The following is a 26,556-nucleotide window of genomic DNA, read 5'->3' as shown; positions in this document are numbered from 1 at the left end:
AGAGCTTCCGTGGATTTAAACGGTGGTCAGACAAGAAATTTCCGGATATCAATCTTATATTCGTCCGGGTCGACAGACCGCAGTATGCGGTCCTGGATACCGGGTTTGGCGAGGTCAATGGTTTCAACGGGGATCGGCATACGGAACCTGGTGTGGAACATAACCCTGACGGTCGGCAGCCTCTGGTCACTTTCGCTGGTTTCCACCACCACGCCCAGACGGCCACTTTCCAGAAGCACCATAGAGCCCACCGGATAGAGACCGATGCAGCGGATGAACTGCTTTACCAGCTCGGGATCCAGGTGGTCGCCGCTCCACTCCAGAAGCTTCTTCATGCCCTGGGTTGGCGTCATGCCCTTATGGTAGACCCGGTCAGCGGTAATGGCGTCATAGACATCGCTGATGGCGACCATTCGACCATATTCCGAGATTTCACTATCCTTCAGTCCTTCGGGATAGCCAGTGCCGTCAATACGTTCATGATGCTGGGCGGCGGTTATGACAGTCAGTTCGCCAATGCCCTCGGTGGCGGCGAGAATATCCCGGGAATGCCGTGCGTGCAGTTTCATGACCTCGAATTCTTCAGGGGTCAGGCGCCCGGGTTTATGCAGTATCTCATCTGGCGTGAGGATCTTGCCCAGGTCGTGGAGCAGCGCGCCAACAATGGTCTGGTGCAGAACGTCGGCTGGCAGGCCACGGTAATTTCCGAACAGTGACATCAGAACACTCAGATTGACCGAGTGTTCCAGGAGGTAATTGTCCTTCTCCCGAATGCGACCGAGACAGCTCAGGGCGTTGGCATTCCGAAAAACCGAACGCTGGAGTTCATCCGCCAACTGGTGGATCGGGGCAATGTCGATGGCGGCGCTCATCTTGACGTTATTCATGAAATCGCCCACCAGCCCCTGGGCCTGGCTGTGAATTTTCCGGGCAATCACAATTTCTTCAGTAAGCGGAACATGCGGACGCAGACCCGGCGCCTGCTCGCCCGCACGCTGGAGGGCGGATTCGTTTCGGCGATCCACTTCGGAGGCGGTTTCGGAGTCCTGGGTGTCGGCACCTTTAGAGGCGTCGATATAGACAAACTGCACCCCCATCCGGCGGATTTTCTCAATGGTTTCCTCCTTTTTGATCACGCCGCGCTTGCGCTGGGTGTTATGAGGAATCCAGTCATTGTTCAGGTCGCTGATGTACATGCCGACCTTCAATGCCGAGATAGGAATGCGTTTGATCATTGTCCGGGGAAAAACGTCTGCAGGCTGTTTTTGTAGGTCCGGGTAATCACGTCATCCAGCGGCAGGTGTTTCACCTCTGCGATTTTTTCCGCGACAAACGGCAGGTAAAAAGGCGCGTTTTCTTTGCCACGGTAAGGGACCGGGGTGAGAAACGGTGAGTCGGTTTCCAGCAGGATCTGATCCAGGGGCGCCATGCGGACAATGTCTCGCACGTTTTCCGCCTTGTTGAAGGTGGTGATGCCGTTGAAACCGAGGCACCAGCCCTGATCCAGCGCGTATCGTGCCAGGCCTGGCCCGGAGGTAAAGCTGTGAATCACGCCACGGCGTTTGAGGCTGGCCTCGAACTCACTGAGGATGGCGATGGTGTCCTCGTCTGCCTCCCGGCTGTGAATGACCACAGGGCGGTCGGTATCGCAGGCAATCTGAAGCTGGCGCCGGAACACCTGGCGCTGAACTTCCCGGTCGGCGTTGTCATAGAAGTAATCCAGTCCGATTTCACCAATCGCCACGATTTTCTCGTCACCGGCATGGGCGCGGATTTCGGCCTCCACCTCATCAGAATAGCTTTCGGCGTCATGGGGATGAATGCCTTGCGTGCCATAGACCCAGGCGGCAATCTGGCTGAGCTCACGAACACGGGCAAGGTTGTCCGGGGACACGGCAATGGTGATCACTTTCTCGATGTTGACCTGTTGCGTCTGCTCCAGGGTCTCCTCCAGGGGGCGTTCCCTGAGATAATCCAGATGGCAGTGGGTCTCGATGATCGGGTGACCAAATACGGGAATCTCACGACGTTTTTTACTCATTACCGGGCACTACACTCCATCACAACCGGTGCTAAGGCTGCTATTCTGAGAATTGGCTCACGCAAGTTTACCAGCTTGTACGATTGCCGGCCTGCATTAGATTGATAGGGAGTTCCACGGAGCATCTTGATGACGTTATCGGCGTTTGCCCGTTCCTTTCTTTTTGACGCCAACAAACCCAGGTTCCGGGATTACCCGACGCTATTGGATGATGGCGAGAACCTTCCCGCGCTGGAAACCAGCCTGGAGCAGATTGGTGAATACCAGCGCCGGTTGTGGGCCAATCGGGCAAGGGCCTTACTACTGGTTGCACACGGCCCCGACACCAGTGGCAAGGACAGCCTGATCCGTACACTGGCAACCTACGCGGATCCTGCCGGTTTTCACGCCTGGTCGTTCAGCCGGCCCCAGGGCGCGGAAACCCGCCATGATTTTCTCTGGCGGGTAATGCCATTTTTACCGGGCTTCGGCGAGATGGTGGCGTTCAATCGTAGCCATCACGAGGCGGTCATCGCCGAAAGGGTGTGGCCGGTTCACGAGCCGGAAAGCTACAACTGGCAGAACCGGTACCACTCCATCCGGAACTTCGAGGGCCACCTGGTGGAGGAGGGCACCACGCTGATCAAAATCTGGCTCAACCTGTCCGAAGACGAGCATCGCCAACGGCTTCTAAAACGTCTCGACAAACCCCGCAAACGCTGGAAGTTCGATAAGTCGGATATCGATGGCTGGGAGAAGCGGGGCCAATACGAGGCCTTTGCCGAAGAAGCCATGGCCGCGACCCACACCGGGAAAGCGCCTTGGTTCATCGTGCCCGGTGACAGGAAACCCCAGGCCCGGGCCGTCGTTGCAGCCGTGCTGGCGGAACAGTTGCAGCGGCTGGCTCCGGAATACCCGAAAGAAGACGAGGGCGTGCTGGACGAATACCGCCGCCTGTTGGCCAAAAACGGCGTGAAGTAAACAAGACGGAGAGGCACATGCACATTGTTGTTGTCGGTGGCGGCGTAGTGGGAATGACCACCGCCTATGAGCTGAATCGCCGGGGTCACAAGGTTACGGTACTGGAGCGCCACAGCATTGCGGGAAACGAAACCAGCAAGGGCAACGCGGCCCAGCGTTCCTACGGTGTGGTCTACCCCTGGGCAGATCCCGCCATGGTATTCAAGGCGCTGCCCTGGCTATTCAAGCAGGATGGCCCCCTGAAACTGCGGGTGCCACCTTCGGTGGAAACACTCAGATTCCTGTTCGCCACCCTTCGTTACGCCTGGTCTCCGGGGCTGTTCGGGCTGAACCGGCGCGCCATGCTACGCCTCGGTATCCACAGCCGTGAACGTTTTCTGACACTGGAGAGGGAGCTCGGTCTGGCGTTCGACGGCGCCCACCAGGGTCTGCTGCACCTGGCCAGTACGCCGGAGGCACTGGAAGGCTACCGGGCCACCCACGATTTGCTGAACGAGCTGGGCATCCCATCCCGTTTGCTTACTCCCGAGCAGGTCCGTGAAGCGGAACCCGGCATGGCCGGCAACGGCCCCCTCTACGGCGCCCTGAGCTACGACACCGATGGCACCGGCGATTGCCACCTGTTCGCCCGGGAGCTGGCGAAAGCCTGTGAGGAAAAGGGGGTGGTCGTTCGCTACAACGTGGAAGCGGAAAAGCTGATCGCCGATGACCACAAGGTCAGTGCAGTTTCAGTCAGGACAAGCGATGGGGGTATGGAAACCCTGGAAGCGGATGCCGTTGTGATCAGCGCCGGATGCTGGTCCAATCATCTGGTTCAGCCCATGGGCCTGGAACTGCCCATCTATCCGGTGAAAGGTTACAGCCTGACGGTTCCGTTGAAAGACCCGGAACGAGGCCCGGCCTCCACCATTCATGACGACAACTACAAAGTGGTGTCCACCCGTCTGGGGAATCGTTTACGCGCCACCGGCTTTGTCGAGCTGGCCGATTTCAACCGGGATATTCCCGAAGCCCGACTGGCAACTATCAGAAAGTCGGTCGAATCCCGGTTCCCCGGCTGCGCCGACCTCGACGCCGCAGAAACCTGGACCGGCTTTCGCCCCATGACGCCGGACGGCCCGGCGATCATTGGACGAGGTCCCCGAGACAACCTCTACCTCAACACCGGCCACGGCACGTTCGGTTGGACCCTGTCCGCCGGCAGTGCAGATGTCATCGCCCAGGTAATCGAGGGCGAGGAACCAGCCATCTGTCTGGATGCCTTCCGCCCAGGAAGATTCCAGGAGTAGTTTCAATAAATCGGTGCGCGCAAAAGGCCCGGGAGGGCTTATCCGGCTGGCTTCTTCTCAGAAGCTGAGCGCGCCTGAGAGCCAAGCGCGCGCTCGACGTTAGAGCACAGCGTATGAACAAACCCGATATCCCGATCGGACAACAACGGCAGCCGTTCGAAAACCCAGTGGGACAGTTTTCCCTCAGGCGGCGTGTCCAGCTTCGGCAGTAACGACTCAAGCCGGCTCCTGAGCGCACCGAGACGGCTTTCTTCGGCGTGTTCGTGCTGGACACCATAGGCCTCGGAAAGCCCCGACATTTCCCAGGCATAGAGCATCACCGACTGGGCGAGGTTCAGGGAGGGGTAGGCCACCTTCATGGGAATGCCGGTCAGCAGGTCGCAGAGCGCCAGTTCCTCATTGGACAGCCCCCGGTCCTCACGGCCAAACACCAGTGCGGCCCGGGCAACAGAGGTGCCCTTGCTGGCCAGAAGCTCCCGCAGTTGCGCGGGCGCGTGCCAGTCCCGCCGCTGGTGCCTTGGCTTGGCGGAGGTGCCCATCAGCAGGTCCACGGAGTTTCTTACCGCGGCCAGATCGGGGAAAATGCGCGCACTGTCCAGGATATGATCGCTGCCATGGGCCAGCCAGTGGGCCTCCGGCCGGGTGTGCAGGTCGGAGTTGACCAGCCAGAGCTCGCCGAAGCCCATGGTGCAAAGGGCCCGGGCGGCCGCTCCGACATTTTCCGGAACCTTGGGTTCAACAAGTACAAAGGCCAGTTGCATGACGTTACCTCCGGCGGCGAGTTTACACCACGGCGTGGCATCTTTTTACCAGCGATGGCAACAGCTGAACGACTGGCTGTTGCAGCACCGCGAGTTCTGGCAACCGGCCCCGTTCATGAATCCGGAACCGGCCTGGACCCGGCGTTATCCGGAACTGGCCGCCATGGTGGCGGGGCTTTCTGATAGCGACTGCGAACATCTGGATGAGGCCCCGGATGAACTGGCGAGGCAGGCATCCCGGTTTGTGCCGTCGCTGACAGGTTATGCCGAACTGGTCCAGGTGCCGCAGCTCTCGCCCTCCGGGGACAAGGTGGCAGAAGCGACTCTTCCGGAAGTCCGGGCAACCGATATGCCGGGTCGAAAGCGGCTCCAGTCCGGCGCCTTTGCAGCCTCACTGGCGCCTCTGGAATATCCGGCCCTTGACTGGTGCTGCGGCAAGGGGCATCTGTCACGGACACTGGCACCGTTTTGCCCTGGGACACAGGGTTACGAATGGAATCCGGAACTGGTCCGCGACGGCAATCGCCTGGCCCGGCAGTTCGGGGACCCGGTGTCGATCTCATGCCAGGATGTCATGGCTTCGGAACTCACGCTTCCAGACAATCTCCACGGCGTTGCCCTGCATGCGTGTGGGGATCTGCACCGGCAGTTACTGCGCCGAGGCAGCGAAATGGGGCTGCCCAGGTTGAGCGTGTCACCCTGCTGCTACCATCTGACCGGCGAAGACCTTTATCGACCGCTTTCGGAGCGAGCGACCGGCCATGACACGCTGCTTCAACCGAGCCGGATTGACTTGCGGCTGGCGGTTCAGGAAACCGTCACGGCTCCGGCACGAGTGCGTGAACAGACCCGGCTGGTGAGCCAGTGGCGCCTGGGTTTTGATGGCTTGCAGCGCCACCTGCGAGGGTGCGACGAATATCTCCCGGTGCCTTCCCATCCGGCCCGGCTGATGAACGAAGGGTTTGCGGCCTTCTGCCGCTGGGCGGCGGACAGGAAACAGCTGGCTTTGCCCGGGAATACGGATTTTGATGCCTGGCTGGACCTTGGTGCGCAGCGCCTGGCGCAGGTTCGCCGCCATGATCTGGTGCGGCATCTGTTCCGGCGCCCGCTGGAACTGTGGGTAGTTCTGGATTACGCGATTTTCCTGGAAGAGCAGGGCTATCGGGTACGGCTGGGCCATTTCTGTGAACGGGCACTGACACCCCGCAACCTGCTGATCGATGCCGTCAGGGTTCCCGGTACTCCACCCGTTCAACACAGCCTTCCCTGAAATACACGTAGGCCCGTTCATGCAGGCGCCTTTTCCATCCACTAAGATTTCGACCGGTACTTAACGGCGAATCTGAATACGCGCCTCTACCCGACGGTTAGCGGCACGGCCATCCACAGTGTCGTTGGAAGCGATCGGGGCCTCTTCACCATAACCTACGGCGTTTACCCGGGACGGATCAACACCCAGAGGTCCGGTCAGGCGGCCGGCAACGGCTTCAGCCCGGCGCTGGGAAAGCGCACGGTTGTAGTCGGCAGTACCGCGGCTGTCGGAATGGCCGGCAATTTCCACGATGGTTTCAGGGTTTGCCTTCAGGAAATCGGCCACCCGGCGGATCTCTGAATCGAAGGCATTACCGATAACAGAGCTGTTGGTCGGGAACTGTACTTCGATGGTGAAGGTCTCGATAGTCTCGACGACACCCTCACAACCGGTCTCGTCAACTTCGGCGCCGGCGGCAGTGTTCGGGCACAGGTCCTGGCTGTTGACGATGCCGTCGTTATCACTGTCCAGTTCGCAACCACGGCTGTCCACCTCGGCACCGGGAGGCGTGTTCGGGCAATCGTCGCGACTATCGACAACGCCATCGCGATCGGCATCCGGTTCACAGCCGGTGCTGTCAACGGTCGTGCCTGCGGGCGTGCCCGGGCACTGATCCCGGGAATCGGGAACACCGTCACCGTCGGAATCCACGGGTTCAGGAGCTGCCTGGGCAATGGTCCGGGTAAAGGCAAAGCTGATCCCCAGAGAAACCTGGGTATCGAAGGTACTTTCATCAATGCCGTGGAACTCACGGAGGTCTCCGCGCAAAGAAACCGTGTCACTGACGTTGTAGCGGAAACCGGTACCCACGTTGACCCGGGTTTCATCGTGATTGCTGCCGGCCGTTCGTACGCCGCTTGTATCAGTGCCGAAATCTGCATAGCCGGCACCGAGGGACACATACGGGTTCCAGGCTTCGTCCGGACCTGCAAAGTAATAGGTGCCATCCACCCGTACTTCCTCAAACTCCGACTCGCCGGGTACGTACTTGCGGTCAGCATCGGCTCTGGAGTACAGCGCTTCCACGGACCAGTGGGGCTGGAAGCGGTATTCCACGCCGACACCCAAAGTGCCGGTTTCGCTCAGATCACGCTTGTCGTCAAACAGCTGAAAGCCGGCAAACGGGTTGATGTAGACGGTTTCCTGGCGATCGGCCAGGGCCGGGGTTGCCAGAACAGTGGCCAGGGCGGCCACGGTAACCGGACGCATGATGTTCATGCAGAACCTCCTGTTCATTGTCGTTGTGGTACCACACTTTCCCATGAAAAGTGCTTGTATACTCGGAATTTAGGCCAGTAGGCCAAAAAAGACAAAATAATGATACAAGTTGTTACGTCAGCAACTGTACCTGGCTGACGTTTACGTGCCGGAAGTCGGTTCAGACCAGAGCAGTGAAATACAGGTGCGCACTTTTCTTGCTGAAATTCAGGGTTTCACCATTGTCGAAATGCACCTCAAACGAGCTTTCATCCTCGGCAACCACGGAGCCGGTGCCAAAAATCGCGTGGCTCAGGCGCCTGTGGTGCCAGAGCGGTTCCGTCGAACTCGCCGATTGTGCGGCCTGACCTTCCAGAGTGACGTTCTCCCGGGTGGCATAGCGCTGGCTGACCGGCGTAAGAGGGGCGGTCAGCCGGATAGTGCCGGTTCCGGCCGGGCTGCGCTCATCGAGCCATCGCCCGAATTCCCCGGCCAGCTCGAAACAGCACTCCCCCACAAACCGGCTGGGGCCCTGATCGCCGTCCAGGTGCGGTTGTGCGCTGGCAGGCCGGGTGATCAGGTGAAGGTGCTGGCGGGTACGGGTCATGGCCACGTACAGCAGTCGCCGCTCACTTTCCAGAAACCCTCGGGCATCGTCCTGGGGCCGCGGGCTGTAGGGCAGGTACTTTTCCTGCAGGCCGGGAATGATCACCGTGGGCCATTCCAGCCCCTTGGTGCGGTGAATGGTAGACAACAGAACACCATCTTGCTGTTTCGCGCCGGCCTGTTGCTTCAGGGCCTTCAGGTGCGCCAGGGTGCCCTCGGCGGTTACGTCCAGACTTTTCAGGTACTGCCGGAAACCCTGGATAGTATCGATCCGTTCCTCGGCACCTTCATGGGTCAGCGCCAGGCTCCGGATACCCTCATAGAGGTCCGTATGTTCGGCGTAGACGCTGATCAGCCCCGCCACCGGCCCGCCGTAACTGCGCAGCTGCGCGAGTACTTCGCCCAGTTTCCGCAGTTTGCGCGCCGCCATCGGCGCCAGGGCGTCAAAATCCATCGCCAGCAACCGCTCGTGCCAGCCGCTGGAAAAGCCCGAAAGAAACCGCGCCAGCTGCTCCAGCTCCGGCTCTTTCAGGCCAATATGGGGAAACCGCAACAACTGCCGGGCCTGCTCCAGCCGGTCTTCGTCCGGAAGGTTTTCGAGCTTCCCGGTCACCACCATCAACAGCGCAGTAATGGCCTGCACCTCCCGGCTGAACAGGGCGCCCTTGCCGGCATCAATCCGGTAGGGAATTCGCTGTGCCAGCAGCTTCAGCTCGATCGGCACACTCTGGCTCCACACCCGGAACAGAATGGCGGAGCCTGCCAAAGCCGGCTCGGTCTGGTTTTGCAGAATCTGCAACACCGTATCGGCATCGCTCTCCACCCGGTGCAGGGTAATCTCCGTCTGAGGCGTGGACGGGTGGGAATGGCACAGCACATCCTTGCGACCGGTGTTGTGACAGATCAGATGATTCGCCAGCAGGGCCACCCGGTGACCGTAGCGGAAGGTGTAACTCAGCGTCTGCTCCAGCGGGCTCTCGAACTCATCGCTGAAGCGCTTGAGAATAAACTCCGGCCTGGCGCCCCGGAACTCGTAAATCGTCTGGTCCGGATCCCCCACCACCGTCACCCGGGCCCGGTCCCCGGCCACATAGCGCAGCAACAGATGCTGGACCTCATTGGTGTCCTGGTACTCATCCACCAGAATCAGATCCATCTTGTTGCCCACCAGCCGCTGCAACGGCGGATTCTGATGGATCGCCATCACCGGCTCATACAGCATATCCGCATAACTGATCCGCCCCTGGCCCTTACGCCACTGCTCGAAGCTGTGGAACAGATCAATCAGATACCGGTGCTTGTCCGAATACCCCAACTCCTCAAACACAACCTCCGCCGGCGACAGCGTCGTCTTCACCAGGTCAATAAAGCCCGTCGCCGTCTCCACAAAATCCTTCTTGCTCCGCCGGATCTCGTCCGCCAGATCCTCCGGCGCCAGCCGCCGCGTCAGCTGCCAAGCCTGAAAACTGATCTCCTGATCCGTCAGGATCTTCTCCGAAAACCCCGGCAGGTACCCCTCCCGGACAAACCGCCTGTACAAACGCAGCCCCATGGCGTGATAGGTCCGGATCTCCGGCAACGCCAGCCCGCTCTGACCGCCCACCTCCTGCAACTTCCGCTCGAAATCCACCCGGGCACTGCGATTGAACATCAACACCAGCATCCGGTCCGGGTCATGCCCCTGTTCAAGCAGATATCGTATCCGCCACGCCAGCGTCGACGTCTTGCCGCTCCCGGCCACGGCGGTGATCACCGCATGTTCATAGCCGGCAGTAATAATCGCCCGCTGCTCATCGGTGAGATAATCCGGAAGGTTGGGGGTATCAGGGATTTGGGATTCGGTCGGCATGGCCGGTATTGTAACGGGCTGCTGGTAGAGCGGATACCGCTACCGCATAATTGACAAAGTTCGAGGTGTGAGGACGTTAACTCCCAGGTATGACAGCCAGTTGGTGAGGGGGCCTTCCAAAACTGTGCGGAGCCATGGATGGCGGAGCCCAAGCGCCACAGGGATGTGCCGCAAGGAGCGTGTTTTGGAAGGCCCCCTCACCAACTGGCTGCCCCCAATGTCCCGCTAACTCCAAAGTTAGAAGGCCCAGATAAAGATGCAAATGTCAGAATCCATAAACGTACTAGGCGAAAAACTGGAAACCTGCGGCAAAGACCCGATCACCGGCTTCTACCGTGATGGCTGCTGCAACGTAGGCCCAGATGACTTCGGCCTCCACGCCGTCTGCGCCGTAGTAACCGACGAATTCCTCGAATTCTCCAAAGCCCGTGGCAACGACCTCAGCACCCCCAGACCCGAATTCGGCTTCGAAGGCCTCAAAGCCGGAGACAGCTGGTGCCTGTGCGCCGCCCGCTGGCAGGAAGCCTTCGACGCCGGCTGCGCACCAAGAGTGCGCCTGCGGGCCACCCACCAGGCCGCCCTGGAAAAGTGCGCCCTCGACGACCTCAAGACCCAGGGCACTGACCTCAGCTGATGAGCCATACCGGCATCAACACCGCGCCGTGCACAAAAGCCTGGCGCAACCTCCAGCAAAGCCTCGCTGCCCGCGGCGAACGCCGGCTTGTTTTGCTGGAAGGCACCCGTGATGCCGCGATCCGGTGGCTGGCCGGCTTGCTGCCAGGCCTGGACTTCCAGACCGGCGTCTGGACCGGTCCGGCTGCGGACACTCCCGACAATCGCCTGCCCCGGCTTGCACCATCAGCGGCCCGGAAATGGCTGGGCCGTGAACTCCCGGTGATTGTCTGGGACGGCTGGCAGGGCAATCCGCCGGATGCCTTCGCCGCGCTTTCCGGAGCACTTACCGCGGGCGGTTTGCTGTTCTGGCTGATGCCGCCCCTTGAGCAGTGGCGCCAATTTGCAGATCCGGACTATTCCAGAACTGGCCTGGACCATGAGGGCGGGCACATCTTTGCTGCCCGCATGGCCAGAATTCTGAGGAATCACGAGGCGGCGATCCGAATCACGCCGGACGGTGCGTCCTCCTCGCTTTTACCCTCTCTAACCATTCCGGAGACTGCCTTTACCATTAAAACCACGCCCGATCAGGAACAACTGATCCAGCGTCTGGTTCGCTTTGGCCTCGGCCGCCGACGCCGACCGGTGATCGTGACTGCGGACCGGGGTCGGGGTAAATCCGCGGCCCTGGGTATGGCAGCGGCGCAACTGCTGCAACACGGCAGACAGGACATCCTTGTTTCTGCCCCGTCGGAACAGAGCGTGGAAACCCTGTTTCGACATGCCCGCGAAGCACTGGGGGATCAACTGGCCAGCGCCAGATCCGGGGAACTGACGACCCGCGGCGGAGGGCGCCTCAGGTACCTCCCGATCCGGGAACTGCTGGCCTCGCGCCCGGAGGCCGAGGTGGTCATGGTGGATGAGGCCGCCGCCATTCCCGCCCCCCTGCTCAAGGCCGTTCTCCTGGGCTGGCCCCGGGTGGCGTTTTCCACCACGGTTCACGGCTATGAGGGGGCAGGAAGGGGGTTTTCCATACGTTTCCGTCAGGTGCTGGAGCAGTCAGCGCCCCACTGGCAATCCCTCAGCCTGACCGAGCCGGTGCGCTGGGCCCAGGGCGATCCGCTGGAAGCCCTGGTCTCAGAATTGTTCATGCTGGCGGCGGACGGTGGTGGTAAATCCCCAGGTCCTGCTGCCAGTTCGGACGAACTGATCATTCAGCCGTGGCAGCCGGCAGAGGCACATGATCCGGAGCTGTCTGATGCCTTCGGCCTGCTGGTGGATGCCCATTACCGGACTGCCCCGGCCGATCTCCGGCAATGGCTGGACGACCCGGCGGCCCGCAGTTGGCGGGCACGAATTGGCGACCAGACGGTGGGCGTGCTCTGGTGTGCACTGGAAGGCGGGCTTGAGCCGGCACTGGCGGAACAGGTCAGCCTCGGTACCCGTCGTATCCGCGGCCATCTGTTGCCCCAGTCACTGGCCAGTCATAGCGGTTATCCGGAAGCAGCCTCTCTGGGGTGTCTCCGGGTGGTCCGTATCGCGGTATCGGACGAGTCGAGGCGGCTGGGTATCGGGAACCGTCTGGTTGAGGCAGCAAAGGCTTTTGCCAGCGAGCAGGGACGGGATTATCTCGGCACCAGTTTTGGTGGTAGCACCGATCTGCTGGCCTTCTGGCAGAGTTGTGGCTTGCAGGTGGTGCGGGCGGGCCTGCAGCAGGAGGCGTCAAGCGGTGAATACCCCTTGCAGATGATCCGGGGTACCAGCCCGGCAGGCTCGGAATTGGCGGAGCGTATCCGTCAGCGGCTGGGAGGGCACTGGCTGACGCTGGTGCCGGCAAACTGGCCGGAGTTTGAACCGCGGTTGCTCGCCGGCATCAGCGCCGATCTGCCACCGGGGCCGCCGCCCGATAACGACGACCTGCGGGATTTGCACAACTTCGCCAACGGTCATCGGGGATTCCAGATGACCGTCCCGGTGTTGCGGAAACTGAGCCGGACACCGGGGATCATGGCGTGGCTGGCAGATCAGGAGCCACTGGCCTTGTGGTGTCGGGCGGTACTCCAGGGCCGGCCATGGTCCTCACTTCAGGCTGAGAAGCTTTGCCGGGGGCAAAAGGATGGCGAAGACCGTTTGCGGCAACTGGTTCACGATCTTATGGAAAACGGGCCGGAGTTGTGAACCGCTCGATTTAATTCCCGGCGTTGGCTGCCCAGAATAGGCGCACCTATCCTTCCACCGAGATTGTTTGTTATGGCCAAGGGAACCGGCTCTCCCCGCTCTTTGCTGATTTTGCTCACGCTGTTCACTTTTTTATCTGCCTGCGCTTCCCAAAGCCAGCCGGTAAATCTCACCCAGCAGGCCCTGGCCGAGGCCGATGTGCTTCTGGTTTCAGCCGCCGGTAATGGCGAAAAAAGGCGTGTACAGTTGTTGCTGTCGGCCGGTGCCAATGTGAACACCAGCGATCGTGAGGGCTATACCCCGGTGATGCGCGCCGCTGAGAACGGGCATCTGTCTGTGGTCAAGGTGTTGCTGTCGGCCGGTGCCAATGTCAATGTCAGCCAGGGTGGAGAATCCCTGCTCATGAAGATTGTCGCCAGGGGTGATTTGCTGACGGCTGAAATGCTGGTGGCCGCCGGCGCCGATGTGAATTACCGGGCTGACAGCGGCAAGACGGCGCTGGACATTGCCCGCGCCACCAACAACCGGGATCTGGAGATGCTGCTGGTACAGGCGGGCGCTACGCTCTAGTCGATGTCCCGCAGGACTATTCCAGCCCCATCGGATCGGTTTCATCGTTCCATTCCGGCATGAAATGGGCCGCAACCACCTCCTCGGGCACATCGGCAATCCGCTCATAGGACCACCGTGGGTTGCGGTCCTTGTCGATGGCCAGGGCCCGGATGCCCTCTTTCAGATCAGGTCTGCGGGTGCACTCCGATGCCATCGCCAGCTCCATCCGGAAAATATCCCTGAGTGACATCTGCTGGGCCTTCTTCAGCTGTGTCCACACCAGCCATGCCGACACCGGGCAGCCAGTCCTGAGGGTTTTCATACAGGTATTCCACCACTCACTGCCGACCTCTGCCGACAACAGCTGATCGACGATCTCCGGCAGTTCGTCGCCGGAACTCAGCCGGGCGATGTATTGCTCATGCTGCTCCAACTGGCTGACCGGCAGCGCCCGGTAATCGGGGGTCTGGACCCGGCTGAGCAGCCGGAACAGGCGGTTGTCATTGGCGGCGGCCTTGCCGGTCCAGCGTTCTTCCTGTAGCCGCGCCATCAGGTTGTCACGGTCCTCCGGCCGGATTGCCAGATCGGCGAGGCCGACGCGGAGGGTGTCCGTGGCATTCAGGCGAGCGCCGGTCAATCCCATGAACAGGCCGAGGCGTCCGGGAAGCCGGTTCAGAAACCAGCTGGCGCCCACGTCCGGGAACAGGCCAATGGCGATTTCCGGCATGGCCAGCGTAATGTCCGGAGTAACCAGACGATAACGGCAGCCGGAAAACAGGCCAAGGCCGCCGCCCATAACCACGCCCTGGGCAATGCCAACCACCGGTTTCGGGAAGCGGTGAAGGCTGTAATCCAGCCGGTATTCGCGGGTAAAGAAGCGGGCCGGCTTTTCGGGATCGGTTGGATCAATGATGGCATCGTAGAGCTGCCGGATATCCCCGCCGGCACAGAACGCCCGGTCACCGGCGCCCTGCAGGACAACAAGGCAGATCCGGTCGTCCCCGGCCCAGCGGTCCAGGGTGCTCTGGGCCTGCTCAATCATGCTGTCGGAAAGCGCATTGAGGGTGCCGGGTGAATTCAGTGTCAGCAGGCCGATGTGGCCTTCGCGACAGGCAAGTTCCTGGGCCTCTACAGACATTGAGGGTATCTCCGGAAAATGAAAATAATCCTTGGCACGGAATCGGTCGTACTGTCACCTAAATAGCCAGGACAGGTAAAGAGGACCAACGTCGGAGGAAGGCCCTTGATCTATCACATTTGAGGTTCCGGGGCTCTGTGCTATAAATGCTAGTCAGTTTACCGTCCGGTTCAAGGTGCCGGTCGAAAATCCGAAAACGATGATGAGAGGGTAATGGCAATGAATCTGAAACACTACGCTATTGTGGGAATCTTTGCGTTCAGCGCTGCAGTTCCTGCTGTAGTTTCTGCGGCAGACGCCGCGGCAGGCAAGGCCAAGGCGGCAGTCTGTGCTGCGTGTCACGGCCAGAACGGCCTGGCACAGATCCCCACCTATCCGAACCTGGCGGGCCAGAACGAGCAGTACCTTGTATCGGCACTGAAGGCCTACAAGAACAAGGAACGCTCCGGTGGCCAGGCGGCCATTATGCAGGGCCAGGCTGCGGCCCTGAGCGATACTGACATCGCAAACCTGGCGGCCTATTATGCCAGCCTGCCGGCGGACGGCGGCAAGTAAGCCATCTGCCGCGTCAGCGGTGCGGCTCAGGCCGCCCCGCTGACAATCCGATAGCTGGGTCGATAGGCCGAAGAGCCCGGCAACTTCATCCGGTTCTGCGCCACGAATTGTTCCAGCATCGCTTCAAGTGGCTTGATCAGGCTCGGGTCGCCGGCAATTTCGAACGGTCCCTTCTCCTGAACCTGACGGATTCCTCCCTCCTTGACGTTCCCGGCAACGATACCGCTGAAGGCCTTGCGCAGATTGGCGGCAATCAGATGTACCGGTTGGTCCCGGTGCAGCTCAAGGGCGCGCATGTTGTCGTGATTCGGCTCGAAGGGTAACTGGAACACCGGATCGATTTTCAGCATCCAGTTGAAGTAATAGGCGTCCTGCATGGCGCGCCGGAAGGTTTCCACCTCCTTCATGCCTGTTTTCATGGTCTGCGCCACACGTACCGGATCGTCAATAATGATTTCATACTTGTTCGCCGCTTCATCGCCCAGGGCGTTGCGGATGAACTTGTCGATCATCTCGAAATATTCGGCATTCTCCTGCTGGCCGGTGAACACCACCGGGAAGGGCAGGTCGGCGTTGTCCGGGTGCAGCAGGATGCCCAGCAGGTAGAGAATTTCCTCGGCGGTGCCGACACCGCCCGGGAACACAATCACTCCGTGGCCACAGCGGACAAACGCCTCCAGACGTTTCTCGATGTCCGGCATGATCACCAGTTCGTTGACGATGGGGTTCGGCGCCTCTGCCCCAATGATCCCGGGCTCGGTGATGCCAATATAGCGGCCGTTTTTTACCCGCTGCTTGGCATGGCCGATGGTGGCACCCTTCATCGGACCCTTCATGGCGCCTGGCCCGCAACCGGTGCAGATGCTCAGGGCTCTCAGGCCCAACTGATGGCCCACTTCCTTGCTGTACTGGTATTCCGCGTGGCTGATGGAGTGGCCGCCCCAGCAAACGACAAGATCCGGCTGCCGCCCCGCCTGCATGACGCGGGCGTTCCGCAGGATGTGGAATACGTAATTGGTGAGGTCTTCAGGATCGTCCCGGCGAAAACCGGCGGCGGACTGGGGGATCGAGTGTGAATAGATAATATCCCTCAGAACGGAAAACAGATGCTCCCGGATTGCCCTGAGCATCTGGCCGTCGACAAAGGCGTGGGCAGGGGCATTGATCAGCTCCAGCTTCAGGCCACGTGGTTGCGGTACCAGCCGGACGTCAAACTCCGCATGGGATTCCATCAGGGCCTTGCAGTCATCGGTTTCTATTCCGGTGTTCAGAACCGCCAGTGCGCACTGGCGGAACAAGCGATACAGGCCGCCTTCGCTGCGGTCCTTGAGCCGGTTGACCTCGTGATTGGAAAGAATTTCAAGGCTGCCCTCGGGGGAGACCAGGGCATTGATGGTCATTTCCTGCATTAACGGTGAAGCTCCTGAATGTTGCGGCAATGCCTGATTTTGAGGCACGGAGTCAAAACGGTACACTAAGCGCTTTCCCTTTCATACGCCACCCGACAAAATTCCGATTTATGAAACTGTTGATTCGTCCCGCCCCGGAAGTAGCCATCAAAAGCAAGCCCGTCCGCCGCCAACAGATGCGTCATCTGAGGCAGAACATACGCAAGCTCCTTGCCCGGGTGGATCCGGAAATCCGGGTGGAAGGCAGCTGGGACCGGGTCGACGTGGAGGTGCCGGATGGTCGCCGTCTGTCCGGCCCGGTAGTTGAAGCGCTTCTGCGCATTCCGGGCATCTCCACCATCCAGGAAATCGGGGCGTTTCCGCTTGTCAGCCTTGAGGATGTTGCCGAAAAGGCCGTTGACGCCTTCTCCGGGCGCCTGAATGGCAAGACCTTCGCAGTCAGGGCCCGTCGCCATGGCGAGCACAGCTTCCGCTCCATTGACCTGGAGCGGATGGTCGGCGCTGCACTCATGCAGGCATCCGGCGCCACCGGGGTTGATTTGAAGTCACCCCAGGTTGAGGTGCGCATCGAAGTTCAGGGCGATCAGTTCCATATTGCCCACCGCAAGCATCGGGGCCTGGGTGGCTACCCGCTGGGCAGTGTCGAGAACGTTCTGACCCTGATCTCGGGTGGTTACGACTCCTCGGTCGCGGCCTACCTGATGATGCGGCGGGGGCTTCGCAATCACTTTCTGTTTTTCAGTCTGGGTGGTACCGCCCACGAAGTTGGCGTGCGCCAGGTGGTGCATTACCTCTGGGACCGCTACGGCGCCTCCCACAGCGCCAAGTTTATCGCCGTGCCGTTTGAGGGTGTGGTGGCCGAGATCATGCGTTCGGTCAGCCAGCGACACTGGGGTGTGGTACTGAAGCGGCAGATGCTGGTGGCCGCAGCCGAGATTGCCCGGAAGAACAATGCCATTGGCCTGGTGACCGGCGATGCCGTGGCCCAGGTGTCCAGTCAGACCCTGAGCAATCTGAATGTAGTGGACCGTGCCACTGACGAAGTGGTCCTGCGCCCGCTGGTGTCCATGGACAAGGAATCCATCATCCGGATTGCCCGGGAAATTGGCACCGAATCCTACGCCCGCACCATGCCGGAATACTGCGGCGTTATCTCCCGGAAGCCTGCAACCCGCGCCAAACTGCACCGGGTGGAAGAAGATGAAGCCCAGATGAACGCGGCCGTTCTGGCGAATGCCATTGACGCCCGGGAGGAAACCCCGGTAAACCGCCTGCTGGAAACGAACGTTACGCCGGAGGAGGTCGAGCTGGTGCAGACGCCGGCAGTGGATGACGTGATTATCGACGTGCGCCATCCCTCAGAGGGGGAGCAGGCACCCCTGGAACTGACCAGCAATGAAATCCTGCAGATTCCGTTCTACGAACTTAACCGGCAGATGGCGGACCTGCCGGGGAATCGACAGTATCTGCTGTACTGCGATCGCGGCACCATGAGCCGCATGCACGCGGGGCACCTGAAAGCCGAAGGGCACGAAAACGTGAAGGTTTACGCGCCCGTCGTCTGAAATTTCAGCCCTCCAGGCCTTTGAAGAACTGCTGGACATTCTCGCTGAGCGTGTCCAGATCATAGCCCCCTTCCTGAACCACCAGCGTCGGCAGCCCCAGCTTTCGCACGTGGGTACTGAGCTTGCAGAAGCCTTCTGACGACACAGATACCTTGGCCTGGGGGTCGTTCTTGTAGATATCAAAGCCAAGGGCGAGGATCAGGGCATCCGGCTGGAACAGTTTGATGGCGGTCAGGGCTTCGTCCAGCTTCGCAAAGAAATCGTCCTCGGATGAACCGTGGGGCATTGGCATATTGATGTTGTAACCGAAGCCTTCGCCTTCGCCCCGCTCGGTCCCGAAGCCGGTGACCACCGGATAGAAATTGGTGGGGTCGCCGTGGATCGAGATATAGAGCACGTCGCTGCGATCGTAGAAGATCTCCTGAATGCCTTGGCCGTGGTGCATGTCGGTATCGAGAATCACGATCTTCGGGAACCGGGTTTTCATGTGCTCGGCGGCAATGGCGGCATTGTTCAGGTAGCAGAAGCCGCCTGCGGCATCCCTCCGCGCGTGATGGCCGGGTGGGCGACACACGGCGTAGGAGGTACGATCACCCGCAATCAGGGCATCGGCCGCTCCGAGGGCACTTTGGGCGGACCAGTAGGCGGCATGCCAGGTATGCTCGCCAATCGGACAGCTGCCATCGGCCTGGTAACGGGCTGCTTCGGCGAGAATGCCGGTCAGGTGATTGGGAGCGCGGACGAATATATTGGAGATGACCTCGTCGCCCCAGTCATCCATCTGTTTCCAGCGACGATGGGCGGATTCCAGAAAGCGGAGGTAACCCAGATCGTGAACCTTCGAGATTGGGCCGGCGCCCTGATCCGCCGGCTGAAGCACTGACACGCCCATCTCCTTCAGGCCATCCAGCATCTGCCCGGTACGATCCGGCACTTCCTGGGGCTGACGCATCTGGCCCCGGGTAAAGTAAGTCTGTGGAATGTGCTGGTCCTGTGCGGGATGGAAAAATGCTTTCATTGTCCGGCCTCCTGAATGTCTGGTTCTCCGAGTATAGGCACAGTCGGAGGATGATCAATAGTCCGCCCTTGACTTTACAGGCTGCGCTACAACACTCACTATGAAAGACCTAAGCTACTGACGCAATGCCGTCCCGTAAGGGACGCCGCCAACTACCGAAAAGGAGCCAAGATGATCGAGTCACCCCTGTTGAAAAAGATGACTGGCTACATTGGCGGTCGCTGGACAGACAACGCCGACGGCAACACCTTTGATGTCTACAATCCCGCCACCGGTAAAGTCATCGCGCAAGTGCCGTCAATGCCGGAGCAGGACATTCTGGCGGCCGTGGCCGCCGGCAAGTCGGCCCTGAAACTGACCAGTCCCTACCCGATCGAAACCCGCCGAAAATGGCTGGAAGACATCCGGGATGCGCTCAAGGCCAATAAGGAAGAGGTTGGTCGGATTCTGTGCATGGAGCACGGCAAACCGCTGCAGGAAGCCCAGGGCGAAGTGGATTACGCCGCAGGCTTCTTCGATTACTGCTCGAAGCACATCCAGGCCCTGGATGCCCACACCATCCCGGAAAAGCCGAAAGACTGCACCTGGACCGTCCACTACCGGCCGATTGGTGTTACCGGCCTGATCACGCCCTGGAACTTTCCCATCGGCATGATCGCCAAGAAACTCTCTGCAGCCCTGGCAGCAGGCTGCCCGTCGGTGATCAAACCGGCCAGCGAAACCCCGCTGACCATGATTGCCCTGTTCACCCTGATGGACAAACACACCGATTTGCCCGATGGCATGGTTAACCTCGTGATGGGCAAGGCCAGCGTGATCGGCAAGGTGCTGTGCGAAAGCCCGGACGTGCCCATGCTCAGCTTCACCGGCTCCACCGAAGTGGGTCGCAAGCTGATCCTCGATACCGCCGATCAGGTCAAGAAGCTGGCTCTGGAACTGGGTGGCAACGCGCCGTTTATTGTCTTTGACGACGCCGATCTGGACGCCGCCGCCGATAACCTGATCGCCAACAAATTTCGTGGCGGCGGCCAGACCTGCGTCTGTGCCAACCGCATCTTCGTGCACGAGAAAGTGGCCGATGCCTTTGGCCAGAAGCTTGCTGAGCGCGTGAACAGGATGACCGTGGGTGATGGCATCAACGGTGATGTCGATCTCGGCCCGCTGATCAACCAGGCCGGCTTCGACAAAGTGAAGCGTCACCTGGAAGATGCTCTCGACAAAGGCGCGAAACTGGTTGCAGGCAAGCAGCCCGGCGAACTCGACGAGAGTCTGTTCTTCCCGCCCACGGTGGTGCATGGCGTGAACCGGGATATGCTTTGCTATCGGGAAGAAACCTTCGGCCCGCTGGTGCCCATGGCCCTGTTCCGCACGGAAGAAGAGGTCATCGAAGCCGGTAACGATACGGAGTTCGGCCTGGCATCCTATGTGTTCACCAGCGATGCCGAGCGCGCCCAGCGTGTTGCCGCCGGCCTCCGTTTCGGCCACTGCGGCTGGAACACCGGCACCGGCCCGACGCCGGAAGCGCCGTTCGGTGGCATGAAGGCGTCCGGCATCGGCCGGGAGGGCGGCCTTGAAGGGCTATTTGAGTTTGTAGAAGCTCAGACGGTCCCCAGAGGTTTCTGATAGAAAAGCTTTCTCCCAAGCAAGATAAGTACGGGGGCGGGCCCCTGTTCAGGACTGTCTGTGGCCATGGATGGCCACAGCCAAGCGCACATGGATGTGCTCGTAGCGTGTCCTGAACAGGGGCCCGCCCTCGTGCTACGCCTCCGAAAGAAGAGGGCTAACCCAAGCCCAACACAAATCCCGCTTTTCTCCTGTTATACTCACAAACCTGTTTATTTAACCAGTAGCGAACCGATTCTTTATGGACGTCTCCCACATCATCGATCCGTTGAACGATGCCCAGCGCGAAGCTGTCACCGCCCAAAACGACCACCTGCTGGTGCTAGCGGGCGCAGGTAGTGGCAAAACCCGGGTCCTGGTCCACAGGATCGCCTGGTTGATGACCGTGGATCGGGTTCCGCCCACCGGCATCCTGGCGGTGACCTTCACCAACAAGGCCGCCAGGGAAATGCGGTATCGCATCGAGCAGATGATGCAGATTCCTGCCCGCGGCCTCTGGTTCGGAACCTTCCATGGTATTGCCCACCGGCTGTTGCGGTCGCACTGGAAAGACGCCGGCCTGCCGGAGAACTTCCAGGTACTGGACAGCGACGACCAGCTGCGGCTGATCAAGCGGGTGATGCGGGAAAACCAGATTGACGAGAGCAAGTGGCCGCCCAAGCAGGCCCAGTGGTTCATCAACAGCCAGAAGGACGAAGGGCTGCGGGCGGATCATATCCAGGAGAATCCGGGTGATCATTTCCTGTCGATCATGCTGAAAATCTACCGCCAGTACGAAAAGCTCTGTCAGCAGGGTGGTCTGGTGGATTTCGGTGAGCTGCTGCTGCGTTCCCACGAGCTCTGGCTGCATCGGCCGGAGCTTCTGGCCCATTACCAGAGCCGATTCCAGCACATCCTGGTGGACGAGTTCCAGGATACCAACACCATTCAATACGCCTGGCTACAGGTGCTCGCCAGCAATCGGGTGCCAATGACGGTGGTGGGGGACGACGATCAGTCCATCTACGGCTGGCGGGGTGCCAAGGTGGAGAACATCCAGCAGTACCAGCGGGACTTTCCCAATGCCCGGCTGGTGCGTCTGGAGCAGAACTACCGGTCCACACAGATGATTCTGAAAGCGGCCAACGCGGTGATCGCCAACAACCAGGGCCGGCTGGGCAAGGAGCTGTGGACCGACGGCCCGGAGGGTGAACCGATCAGCCTGTACGCGGCCTTCAACGAACAGGACGAAGCCAACTACATCGCCGACAGCATCTCCGCCTGGGTACAGGACGGCAACCTGCGCAGTGAATCGGCGATTCTCTATCGCTCCAACGCCCAGTCCCGGGTGCTGGAAGAATCCCTGATGCGCCAGGGCATTCCCTACCGGGTTTACGGCGGCCTGCGGTTCTACGATCGCCAGGAAATCCGCAATGCGCTGGCGTACCTGCGACTGGTGCAGTACCGGCGCGATGACGCGGCCTTCGAGCGGGTGGTCAACGTGCCGCCCCGGGGCATTGGTGCCAAGAGCCTGGCAGAGCTTCGGGAATACGCCACGGAGCAGGGCATTTCCCTGTGGGAGTCCGCCGAACGGTTGCTGGAAGCCGGGCAGGTGAAAGGCCGGGCCAAAACCGGGCTGCAGTCATTCATTGCCATCATCGAAGGGTTGTCTGAGATGGCAGGCGATGCGTCGTTGCATGGCCTGATGAAGCAGACCATTGAAGACAGTGGACTGAAAGACTATCACGCCAGCGAAAAAGGCGAGAAAGGCCAGGCCCGGGTGGAAAACCTGGAGGAACTGGTCAACGCACTGTCTGATTATGAAGTAGAGGATGGCGTTGATCCCCTGGCGGAATTCATCGCCCAGGCGGCGCTGGACGCCGGGGAATCCCAGGCCGAAGACCATGAAGACAGCGTCCAGCTTATGACCCTTCACTCCGCCAAAGGCCTTGAATTTCCGCTGGTGTTCCTGGCCGGTGTGGAGGAAGGCCTGTTCCCCCACGGCATGTCCCTGGAAGAACCCGGCCGCATGGAAGAAGAACGGCGCCTGGCCTATGTGGGTATTACCCGGGCCATGAAAAAACTGGTGCTCACTTACGCTGAATCCCGCCGCCTGTATGGCCAGGAAAAGTTCAACGCCCTGTCCCGGTTCGTACGGGAGATCCCGGGTGGCTGCCTGCAGGAAGTCCGCTTACGCAACACCGTCACCCGCCCGGCCATGGTTGAGCGGCCAAACCAAAGTCTGTTCGCCCAGGACTCGGCGCAGCAGTCCGGCTTCAGCCTGGGGCAGAGGGTGCGCCATCCGAAGTTCGGCGAGGGTATCGTTATGAATTCAGAGGGAACCGGGCACCATACACGGGTGCAGGTGAACTTTGATGACGGCGCCAAATGGCTGGTGCTGGCCTATGCGCCGCTGGAAGTCTGCTGACAGATCGTTACCCGTTACTGCAACTGGAGCTTGAAGAGCATGATTGAAGTGTTGGTGCTGGCCGTGGCACTGAGTATGGATGCGTTCGCCGTGTCGATTGGCTTGGGTTCCAAGCACAAGAAAAAAGCATCATCGCTCGCCGTCATGGCGGGGCTGTATTTTGGGGTGTTTCAGGGGCTGATGCCACTGATCGGCTACCTGGGCGGTCAGGGTGTGCTTGGCTGGGTTGAGGTCTATGCGCCCTGGATTGCGTTCATCCTGCTGGCGCTTGTTGGTGGCAAGATGATTTATGAGGCATTTTCCGAAGGGGTAGAGGAGGACATCGCAATCATCACCCATCGGGTTATGTTGATGCTGGCCATTGCCACCAGCATTGATGCCATGGCGGCCGGATTTGCCCTGACCCTGCTGGATGTTGCGCCTTTACAGGCTTGCCTGGTTATTGGTGTGACCACGTTGCTCTTCAGTGTAGCCGGAGTCTATATCGGTACCCGCAGTGGCACCTTCCTTGAGGGCAAAGCGGAATTTGTCGGCGGCGTGGTGATTGTGCTGATCGGGCTCAAGATTCTGTTCATGTGAGCCCGGGTATCCACCAGCAGTACCTGTCTCTCAACGATCCTGAAAGCCTTGGCATGCGCACACGCCGAACGGTTTTATTGCCTCAGGAGGGCGTTTAGCGCATCAGAACCGCATAGATGACGATGGCCAGAATCACCCGGTAAATCACGTACGGCCACATGCCAACTGTGTTGAGCCACTTCAGGAAGAAATGAATGGCGGTTATGGCCATCAGGAAAGAGGTGATGCCGCCGATCAGGAAACCGCTCCAGTCCACGACAACATCCGAGGTTGCCACTTCCAGCAGCTTCACGGCAGATGCCAGCACGATAATCGGAATGGCCAGCAGGAAGGAGAACCGGGAGGCGGTTTCCCGGGTCATGCCCAGGAACAGGCCGGCGGTGATGGTGACGCCGGAGCGGGAGGTGCCGGGCACCAGGGCCATGGCCTGGGCGATGCCGACCAGAAGTGCGTCTTTCCAGTTGAGCTTGTCGAGGGTGCGCTGGCGTGTGGGTAGCCAGTCGGCAATACCCAGCAAAAGGCCGAAGGACAGGGTGGTGAAGAAGATGACTTCCACGGCCCGCAGCTCGTTGTCGATCATGTCCAGCAAGGCCAGGCCAGCCAGACCCGCGGGGATGGTGCCGATGATAAGGTACCAGGCCAGGGCGCCCTGGCCAACGATCTTGCGCCGGCTAACGGAAATCAGCCCGTCTCGGGCGATGCCGAAGACATCCTGCCGGAAATAGAGCACTACGGCCAGCAGGGTTCCGAAATGGACAGACAGGTCGAAGCCCACGCCCTGATCATCCCAGCCAAAGAAAACCGGCGTCAGGATCAGATGGGCCGAGCTGGATATGGGCAGGAATTCGGTCAGTCCCTGGAGAAGGCCAAGGAAAAGGGCCTGGAAAACGTCCATTCGGTAGGTTCCGTTCGGTTCAGTGCGTCAGAAATGTGGGCGCGATATTAGCAGGGTGGGGGGTGGCTGAACAGATGATGCGTTTGATGCCAGCGCCGACTGAACAAGATTTTCCCGGGTACCCACACACATCCCAACAAGCCGGATGTCGAGACAGAAAGATGCCTTCCAGGCTTGTCTGAGCAGGCAAACCCGAACGCTTACCCCCCCCCTAAAAGCCCCTTGCCTCTGGCCGGTCTGACCAATGTAACCAGGGTGTTGCATTCGTCTTACACTTTGATACCTCTCCCGGAAATGTTCCCGCCTATAGTGAAATTCGCGGTTGGTCCTGGCTGAGAAAGCCGCTGCCATCGTCGGCACACTGCCGCGGATGCTCACTGCAAGCTGCAGTCAAATTACAAAAAAATCTCATAAAAACAAAAGGAGAAGGCATGTTCGAGCAACAACGACTATTTTCACCTGCCTGTGCAATTACTAATGATAATCCCGCACGTCGGCATTGTTTTTCCCCCACGAATCTCGTCACACTGTGTGTCATCCTTGGTCTTGGTTTTGCCGCGCCCGGCCACGCAGAGACATTTCGGGACGCTTTCAAGTCCAGCATTGTCGACGACGCCAGCATATCGGGCAATCTTCGTATCTACGATTTTCGTCGCCGCAACTCCGGTAACGCTCCCTACCCTGTGCCGCAGGGGACAGTGGCGGAGCAAGGTCAGTCTTTTGACCGTCGTGGCACAGCGTATGGCGGCGACATATCCATGTCCACCGGGAGTCTTTATGGCTTCAGTGCCCATACCTCCCTTTTCACGACGCATCCGTTGGTCAGTTACGATGACGGCGTCTATAAAGGGCTCCTCGGGCAGCCTCAGGACCTGAACCAGCTCACCGAAGGTTTTCTGCAGTATCAGGGGCAGGGTCTGCGTGTGCGTGCCGGGAGACAATTGATTAATACTCCCTTTGCCAACACCGATATGTATACCCTCCTGCCAAGATCTTTTTACGGAGTTTCAGGAACTCTCTCGCTGTTCGATTCTTTTCAGAAACACGGTCCGCAGGAGGTCAGAAATTCGCAATATGAAGTGTCGCAATACATGCCGTTTGCTTATGATGCGGGTTCTTCAACTCCCGATATGAAACTGTATTTCGGCCGGTTCACGCGTTCGCTTGGTCGCTTCACGGACGAATGGAGTAATCGCAATACAACTGGCTACCCGGTCGGCGCGCAACCCGGCCTTTTGACAGCCGGGCTGCAGTATCAGCAGCAAACTTCGGCGGGGGGGCTGCTCGGGCAGGCATGGTTCTACAATTTTTTCAATATTGCGAAAATGGGATACGTTGAGGCGGGTTACCAACTTCCACCGCTTGCACGCAATGGACTTCGCCCCTTTGTGCGCTTGCAGGCGCTGCATGAAACGGATTCAGGCTCGGCGGCGCTTGGTCAGATCGACGCTGCTATCTATGGCGGTAAACTCGGTGTGCAGGGGCCGAACTGGAAAGCATCAATACTGGCGCAGTATTCTCCGGTCAATAAGGGCACTTTCCGCAATGGTGGTTTCGTTCACCCCTATTCTGACCTCAGCGGGACCTTATTCGATGATACGATGAACGCGGGCATCGAAAACAGTGGCCCCGGAAGAGCTTATGGTGTCCGATTAAGTGGCTCTGTCACAAACAACCTGTCCATGTTCACCCGTTATGTCTGGCACAAAGCCGCTTATGGATTCAACGGCAATTATTACGATTTCAGTGGCAGCCAGGGTTACCCCGCCAACGCGGTTATCAAGAAGGGACAGATCGGCTACGGTTTCGATGTCGGCTTCACCTACCAGTTGGCGGGAGTGAACCCGAATCTTGAAGGGCTCTCGGTCAGCAACAATCTGGGTGTCGTGGGCTGGAATGGTCAGCCTACCTTTTTCAATAATCGCCTCAGGCTGATTTATCAGTTTTAAGGAGACGGAGGCGTCGCAAGGCAAGGCATTCGCTGTTTTCTATTCCCGGGCGCCCAAA

The 26,556-nt window shown here is 59.8% G+C and carries 21 protein-coding genes; 12 read left to right on the top strand and 9 right to left on the bottom strand.

All coding sequences use genetic code 11. The features are described 5' to 3' along the window. Positions 1-26: 26 nt before the first annotated feature. Both NLK58_RS11765 and NLK58_RS11760 read right to left on the bottom strand, forming a co-directional pair. Entirely contained in the window at positions 27-1,235 is a 1,209-nt protein-coding gene (locus NLK58_RS11765) for an HD-GYP domain-containing protein (protein ID WP_117618719.1), read from the bottom strand. Next, a complete protein-coding gene (locus NLK58_RS11760; protein WP_117618718.1) occupies positions 1,232-2,041 on the bottom strand; it encodes a TatD family hydrolase in 810 nt (269 codons plus the stop codon). Before NLK58_RS11760 ends, NLK58_RS11765 begins: the two co-directional genes overlap by 4 nt. Before the next feature lie 129 nt (positions 2,042-2,170). Here NLK58_RS11760 and NLK58_RS11755 point away from each other — a divergent pair, with 129 nt between their 5' ends. Continuing rightward, positions 2,171-3,001, top strand: a complete 831-nt coding sequence (locus NLK58_RS11755) for a polyphosphate kinase 2 family protein (protein ID WP_117618717.1) — start codon at positions 2,171-2,173, stop codon at positions 2,999-3,001. A 17-nt stretch (positions 3,002-3,018) separates the two neighbouring features. Beyond that, positions 3,019-4,290, top strand: coding sequence for a D-amino acid dehydrogenase (locus NLK58_RS11750; RefSeq protein ID WP_117618716.1), 1,272 nt, complete (start codon positions 3,019-3,021; stop codon positions 4,288-4,290). 38 nt (positions 4,291-4,328) lie between these two features. Here NLK58_RS11750 and NLK58_RS11745 read toward each other — a convergent pair whose 3' ends face one another. Beyond that, complete coding sequence (locus NLK58_RS11745; RefSeq protein WP_117618715.1) at positions 4,329-5,051, bottom strand: tRNA/rRNA methyltransferase; 723 nt, start codon at positions 5,049-5,051, stop codon at positions 4,329-4,331. Here NLK58_RS11745 and NLK58_RS11740 point away from each other — a divergent pair. After that, complete coding sequence (locus NLK58_RS11740) at positions 5,050-6,321, top strand: methyltransferase (RefSeq protein ID WP_341580804.1); 1,272 nt, start codon at positions 5,050-5,052, stop codon at positions 6,319-6,321. The genes NLK58_RS11745 and NLK58_RS11740 overlap by 2 nt on opposite strands. Before the next feature lie 60 nt (positions 6,322-6,381). Here the strand turns inward: NLK58_RS11740 and NLK58_RS11735 are convergent, their stop codons facing one another. Together NLK58_RS11735 and NLK58_RS11730 are read right to left on the bottom strand one after the other, a co-directional pair. Continuing rightward, entirely contained in the window at positions 6,382-7,581 is a 1,200-nt protein-coding gene (locus NLK58_RS11735) for an OmpA family protein (protein ID WP_117618713.1), read from the bottom strand. Positions 7,582-7,741: 160 nt separating this feature from the next. Then, positions 7,742-10,015, bottom strand: a complete 2,274-nt coding sequence (locus NLK58_RS11730) for an ATP-dependent helicase (protein ID WP_341580803.1) — start codon at positions 10,013-10,015, stop codon at positions 7,742-7,744. Between the two features lie 256 nt (positions 10,016-10,271). Here NLK58_RS11730 and NLK58_RS11725 point away from each other — a divergent pair, with 256 nt between their 5' ends. The 3 genes from NLK58_RS11725 to NLK58_RS11715 all read left to right on the top strand — a co-directional run bounded on the left by NLK58_RS11725 (position 10,272) and on the right by NLK58_RS11715 (position 13,378). Further along, entirely contained in the window at positions 10,272-10,649 is a 378-nt protein-coding gene (locus NLK58_RS11725) for a DUF2237 family protein (RefSeq protein WP_117618711.1), read from the top strand. Next, positions 10,649-12,808: a GNAT family N-acetyltransferase gene (locus NLK58_RS11720; protein WP_341580802.1), complete on the top strand. Its 2,160-nt coding sequence runs from the start codon at positions 10,649-10,651 to the stop codon at positions 12,806-12,808. Before NLK58_RS11725 ends, NLK58_RS11720 begins: the two co-directional genes overlap by 1 nt. Before the next feature lie 72 nt (positions 12,809-12,880). Next, positions 12,881-13,378 (top strand): ankyrin repeat domain-containing protein, encoded by a 498-nt coding sequence (locus tag NLK58_RS11715; protein WP_341580801.1) that lies wholly within the window; start codon positions 12,881-12,883, stop codon positions 13,376-13,378. A 16-nt stretch (positions 13,379-13,394) separates the two neighbouring features. Here NLK58_RS11715 and NLK58_RS11710 read toward each other — a convergent pair whose 3' ends face one another. Next, complete coding sequence (locus NLK58_RS11710) at positions 13,395-14,498, bottom strand: enoyl-CoA hydratase/isomerase family protein (RefSeq protein WP_117618708.1); 1,104 nt, start codon at positions 14,496-14,498, stop codon at positions 13,395-13,397. 219 nt (positions 14,499-14,717) lie between these two features. On the opposite strand from NLK58_RS11710, the gene NLK58_RS11705 reads away from it, so the two are divergent. Continuing rightward, positions 14,718-15,053 (top strand): c-type cytochrome, encoded by a 336-nt coding sequence (locus NLK58_RS11705; protein WP_117620367.1) that lies wholly within the window; start codon positions 14,718-14,720, stop codon positions 15,051-15,053. Between the two features lie 26 nt (positions 15,054-15,079). Here the strand turns inward: NLK58_RS11705 and ppnN are convergent, their stop codons facing one another. Further along, positions 15,080-16,462: a nucleotide 5'-monophosphate nucleosidase PpnN gene (gene ppnN, locus NLK58_RS11700; RefSeq protein ID WP_117618707.1), complete on the bottom strand. Its 1,383-nt coding sequence runs from the start codon at positions 16,460-16,462 to the stop codon at positions 15,080-15,082. 110 nt (positions 16,463-16,572) lie between these two features. On the opposite strand from ppnN, the gene thiI reads away from it, so the two are divergent. Beyond that, complete coding sequence (gene thiI / locus NLK58_RS11695) at positions 16,573-18,027, top strand: tRNA uracil 4-sulfurtransferase ThiI (protein WP_341580800.1); 1,455 nt, start codon at positions 16,573-16,575, stop codon at positions 18,025-18,027. A 4-nt stretch (positions 18,028-18,031) separates the two neighbouring features. On the opposite strand, the gene NLK58_RS11690 is transcribed toward thiI, so the two are convergent. After that, the gene (locus tag NLK58_RS11690) at positions 18,032-19,045 is read right to left on the bottom strand and encodes a histone deacetylase family protein (protein ID WP_117618705.1); all 1,014 of its coding nucleotides are present in this window, start codon (positions 19,043-19,045) and stop codon (positions 18,032-18,034) included. Between the two features lie 171 nt (positions 19,046-19,216). Between NLK58_RS11690 and NLK58_RS11685 the strand changes: the two genes are divergently transcribed. The 3 genes from NLK58_RS11685 (at position 19,217) to NLK58_RS11675 (ending at position 23,654) form a co-directional block, all read left to right on the top strand. Next, positions 19,217-20,668, top strand: coding sequence for an NAD-dependent succinate-semialdehyde dehydrogenase (locus NLK58_RS11685; protein ID WP_117618704.1), 1,452 nt, complete (start codon positions 19,217-19,219; stop codon positions 20,666-20,668). Between the two features lie 241 nt (positions 20,669-20,909). Then, positions 20,910-23,075, top strand: coding sequence for a DNA helicase II (uvrD, locus tag NLK58_RS11680; RefSeq protein WP_117618703.1), 2,166 nt, complete (start codon positions 20,910-20,912; stop codon positions 23,073-23,075). Positions 23,076-23,114: 39 nt separating this feature from the next. After that, positions 23,115-23,654, top strand: a complete 540-nt coding sequence (locus tag NLK58_RS11675) for a manganese efflux pump MntP family protein (RefSeq protein ID WP_117618702.1) — start codon at positions 23,115-23,117, stop codon at positions 23,652-23,654. Positions 23,655-23,748: 94 nt separating this feature from the next. Here NLK58_RS11675 and NLK58_RS11670 read toward each other — a convergent pair whose 3' ends face one another. Beyond that, on the bottom strand, positions 23,749-24,549 hold the full coding sequence (locus NLK58_RS11670; RefSeq protein WP_117618701.1) for an undecaprenyl-diphosphate phosphatase: 801 nt from the start codon (positions 24,547-24,549) through the stop codon (positions 23,749-23,751). A gap of 431 nt (positions 24,550-24,980) precedes the next feature. On the opposite strand from NLK58_RS11670, the gene NLK58_RS11665 reads away from it, so the two are divergent. Further along, entirely contained in the window at positions 24,981-26,498 is a 1,518-nt protein-coding gene (locus NLK58_RS11665) for a hypothetical protein (protein WP_162893717.1), read from the top strand. The last annotated feature ends 58 nt before the right edge of the window (positions 26,499-26,556 follow it).

It is taken from the genome of Marinobacter metalliresistant (assembly GCF_038098645.1).
GTDB lineage: Bacteria > Pseudomonadota > Gammaproteobacteria > Pseudomonadales > Oleiphilaceae > Marinobacter > Marinobacter metalliresistant.
This window is presented reverse-complemented; position numbering and strand designations above follow the sequence as displayed.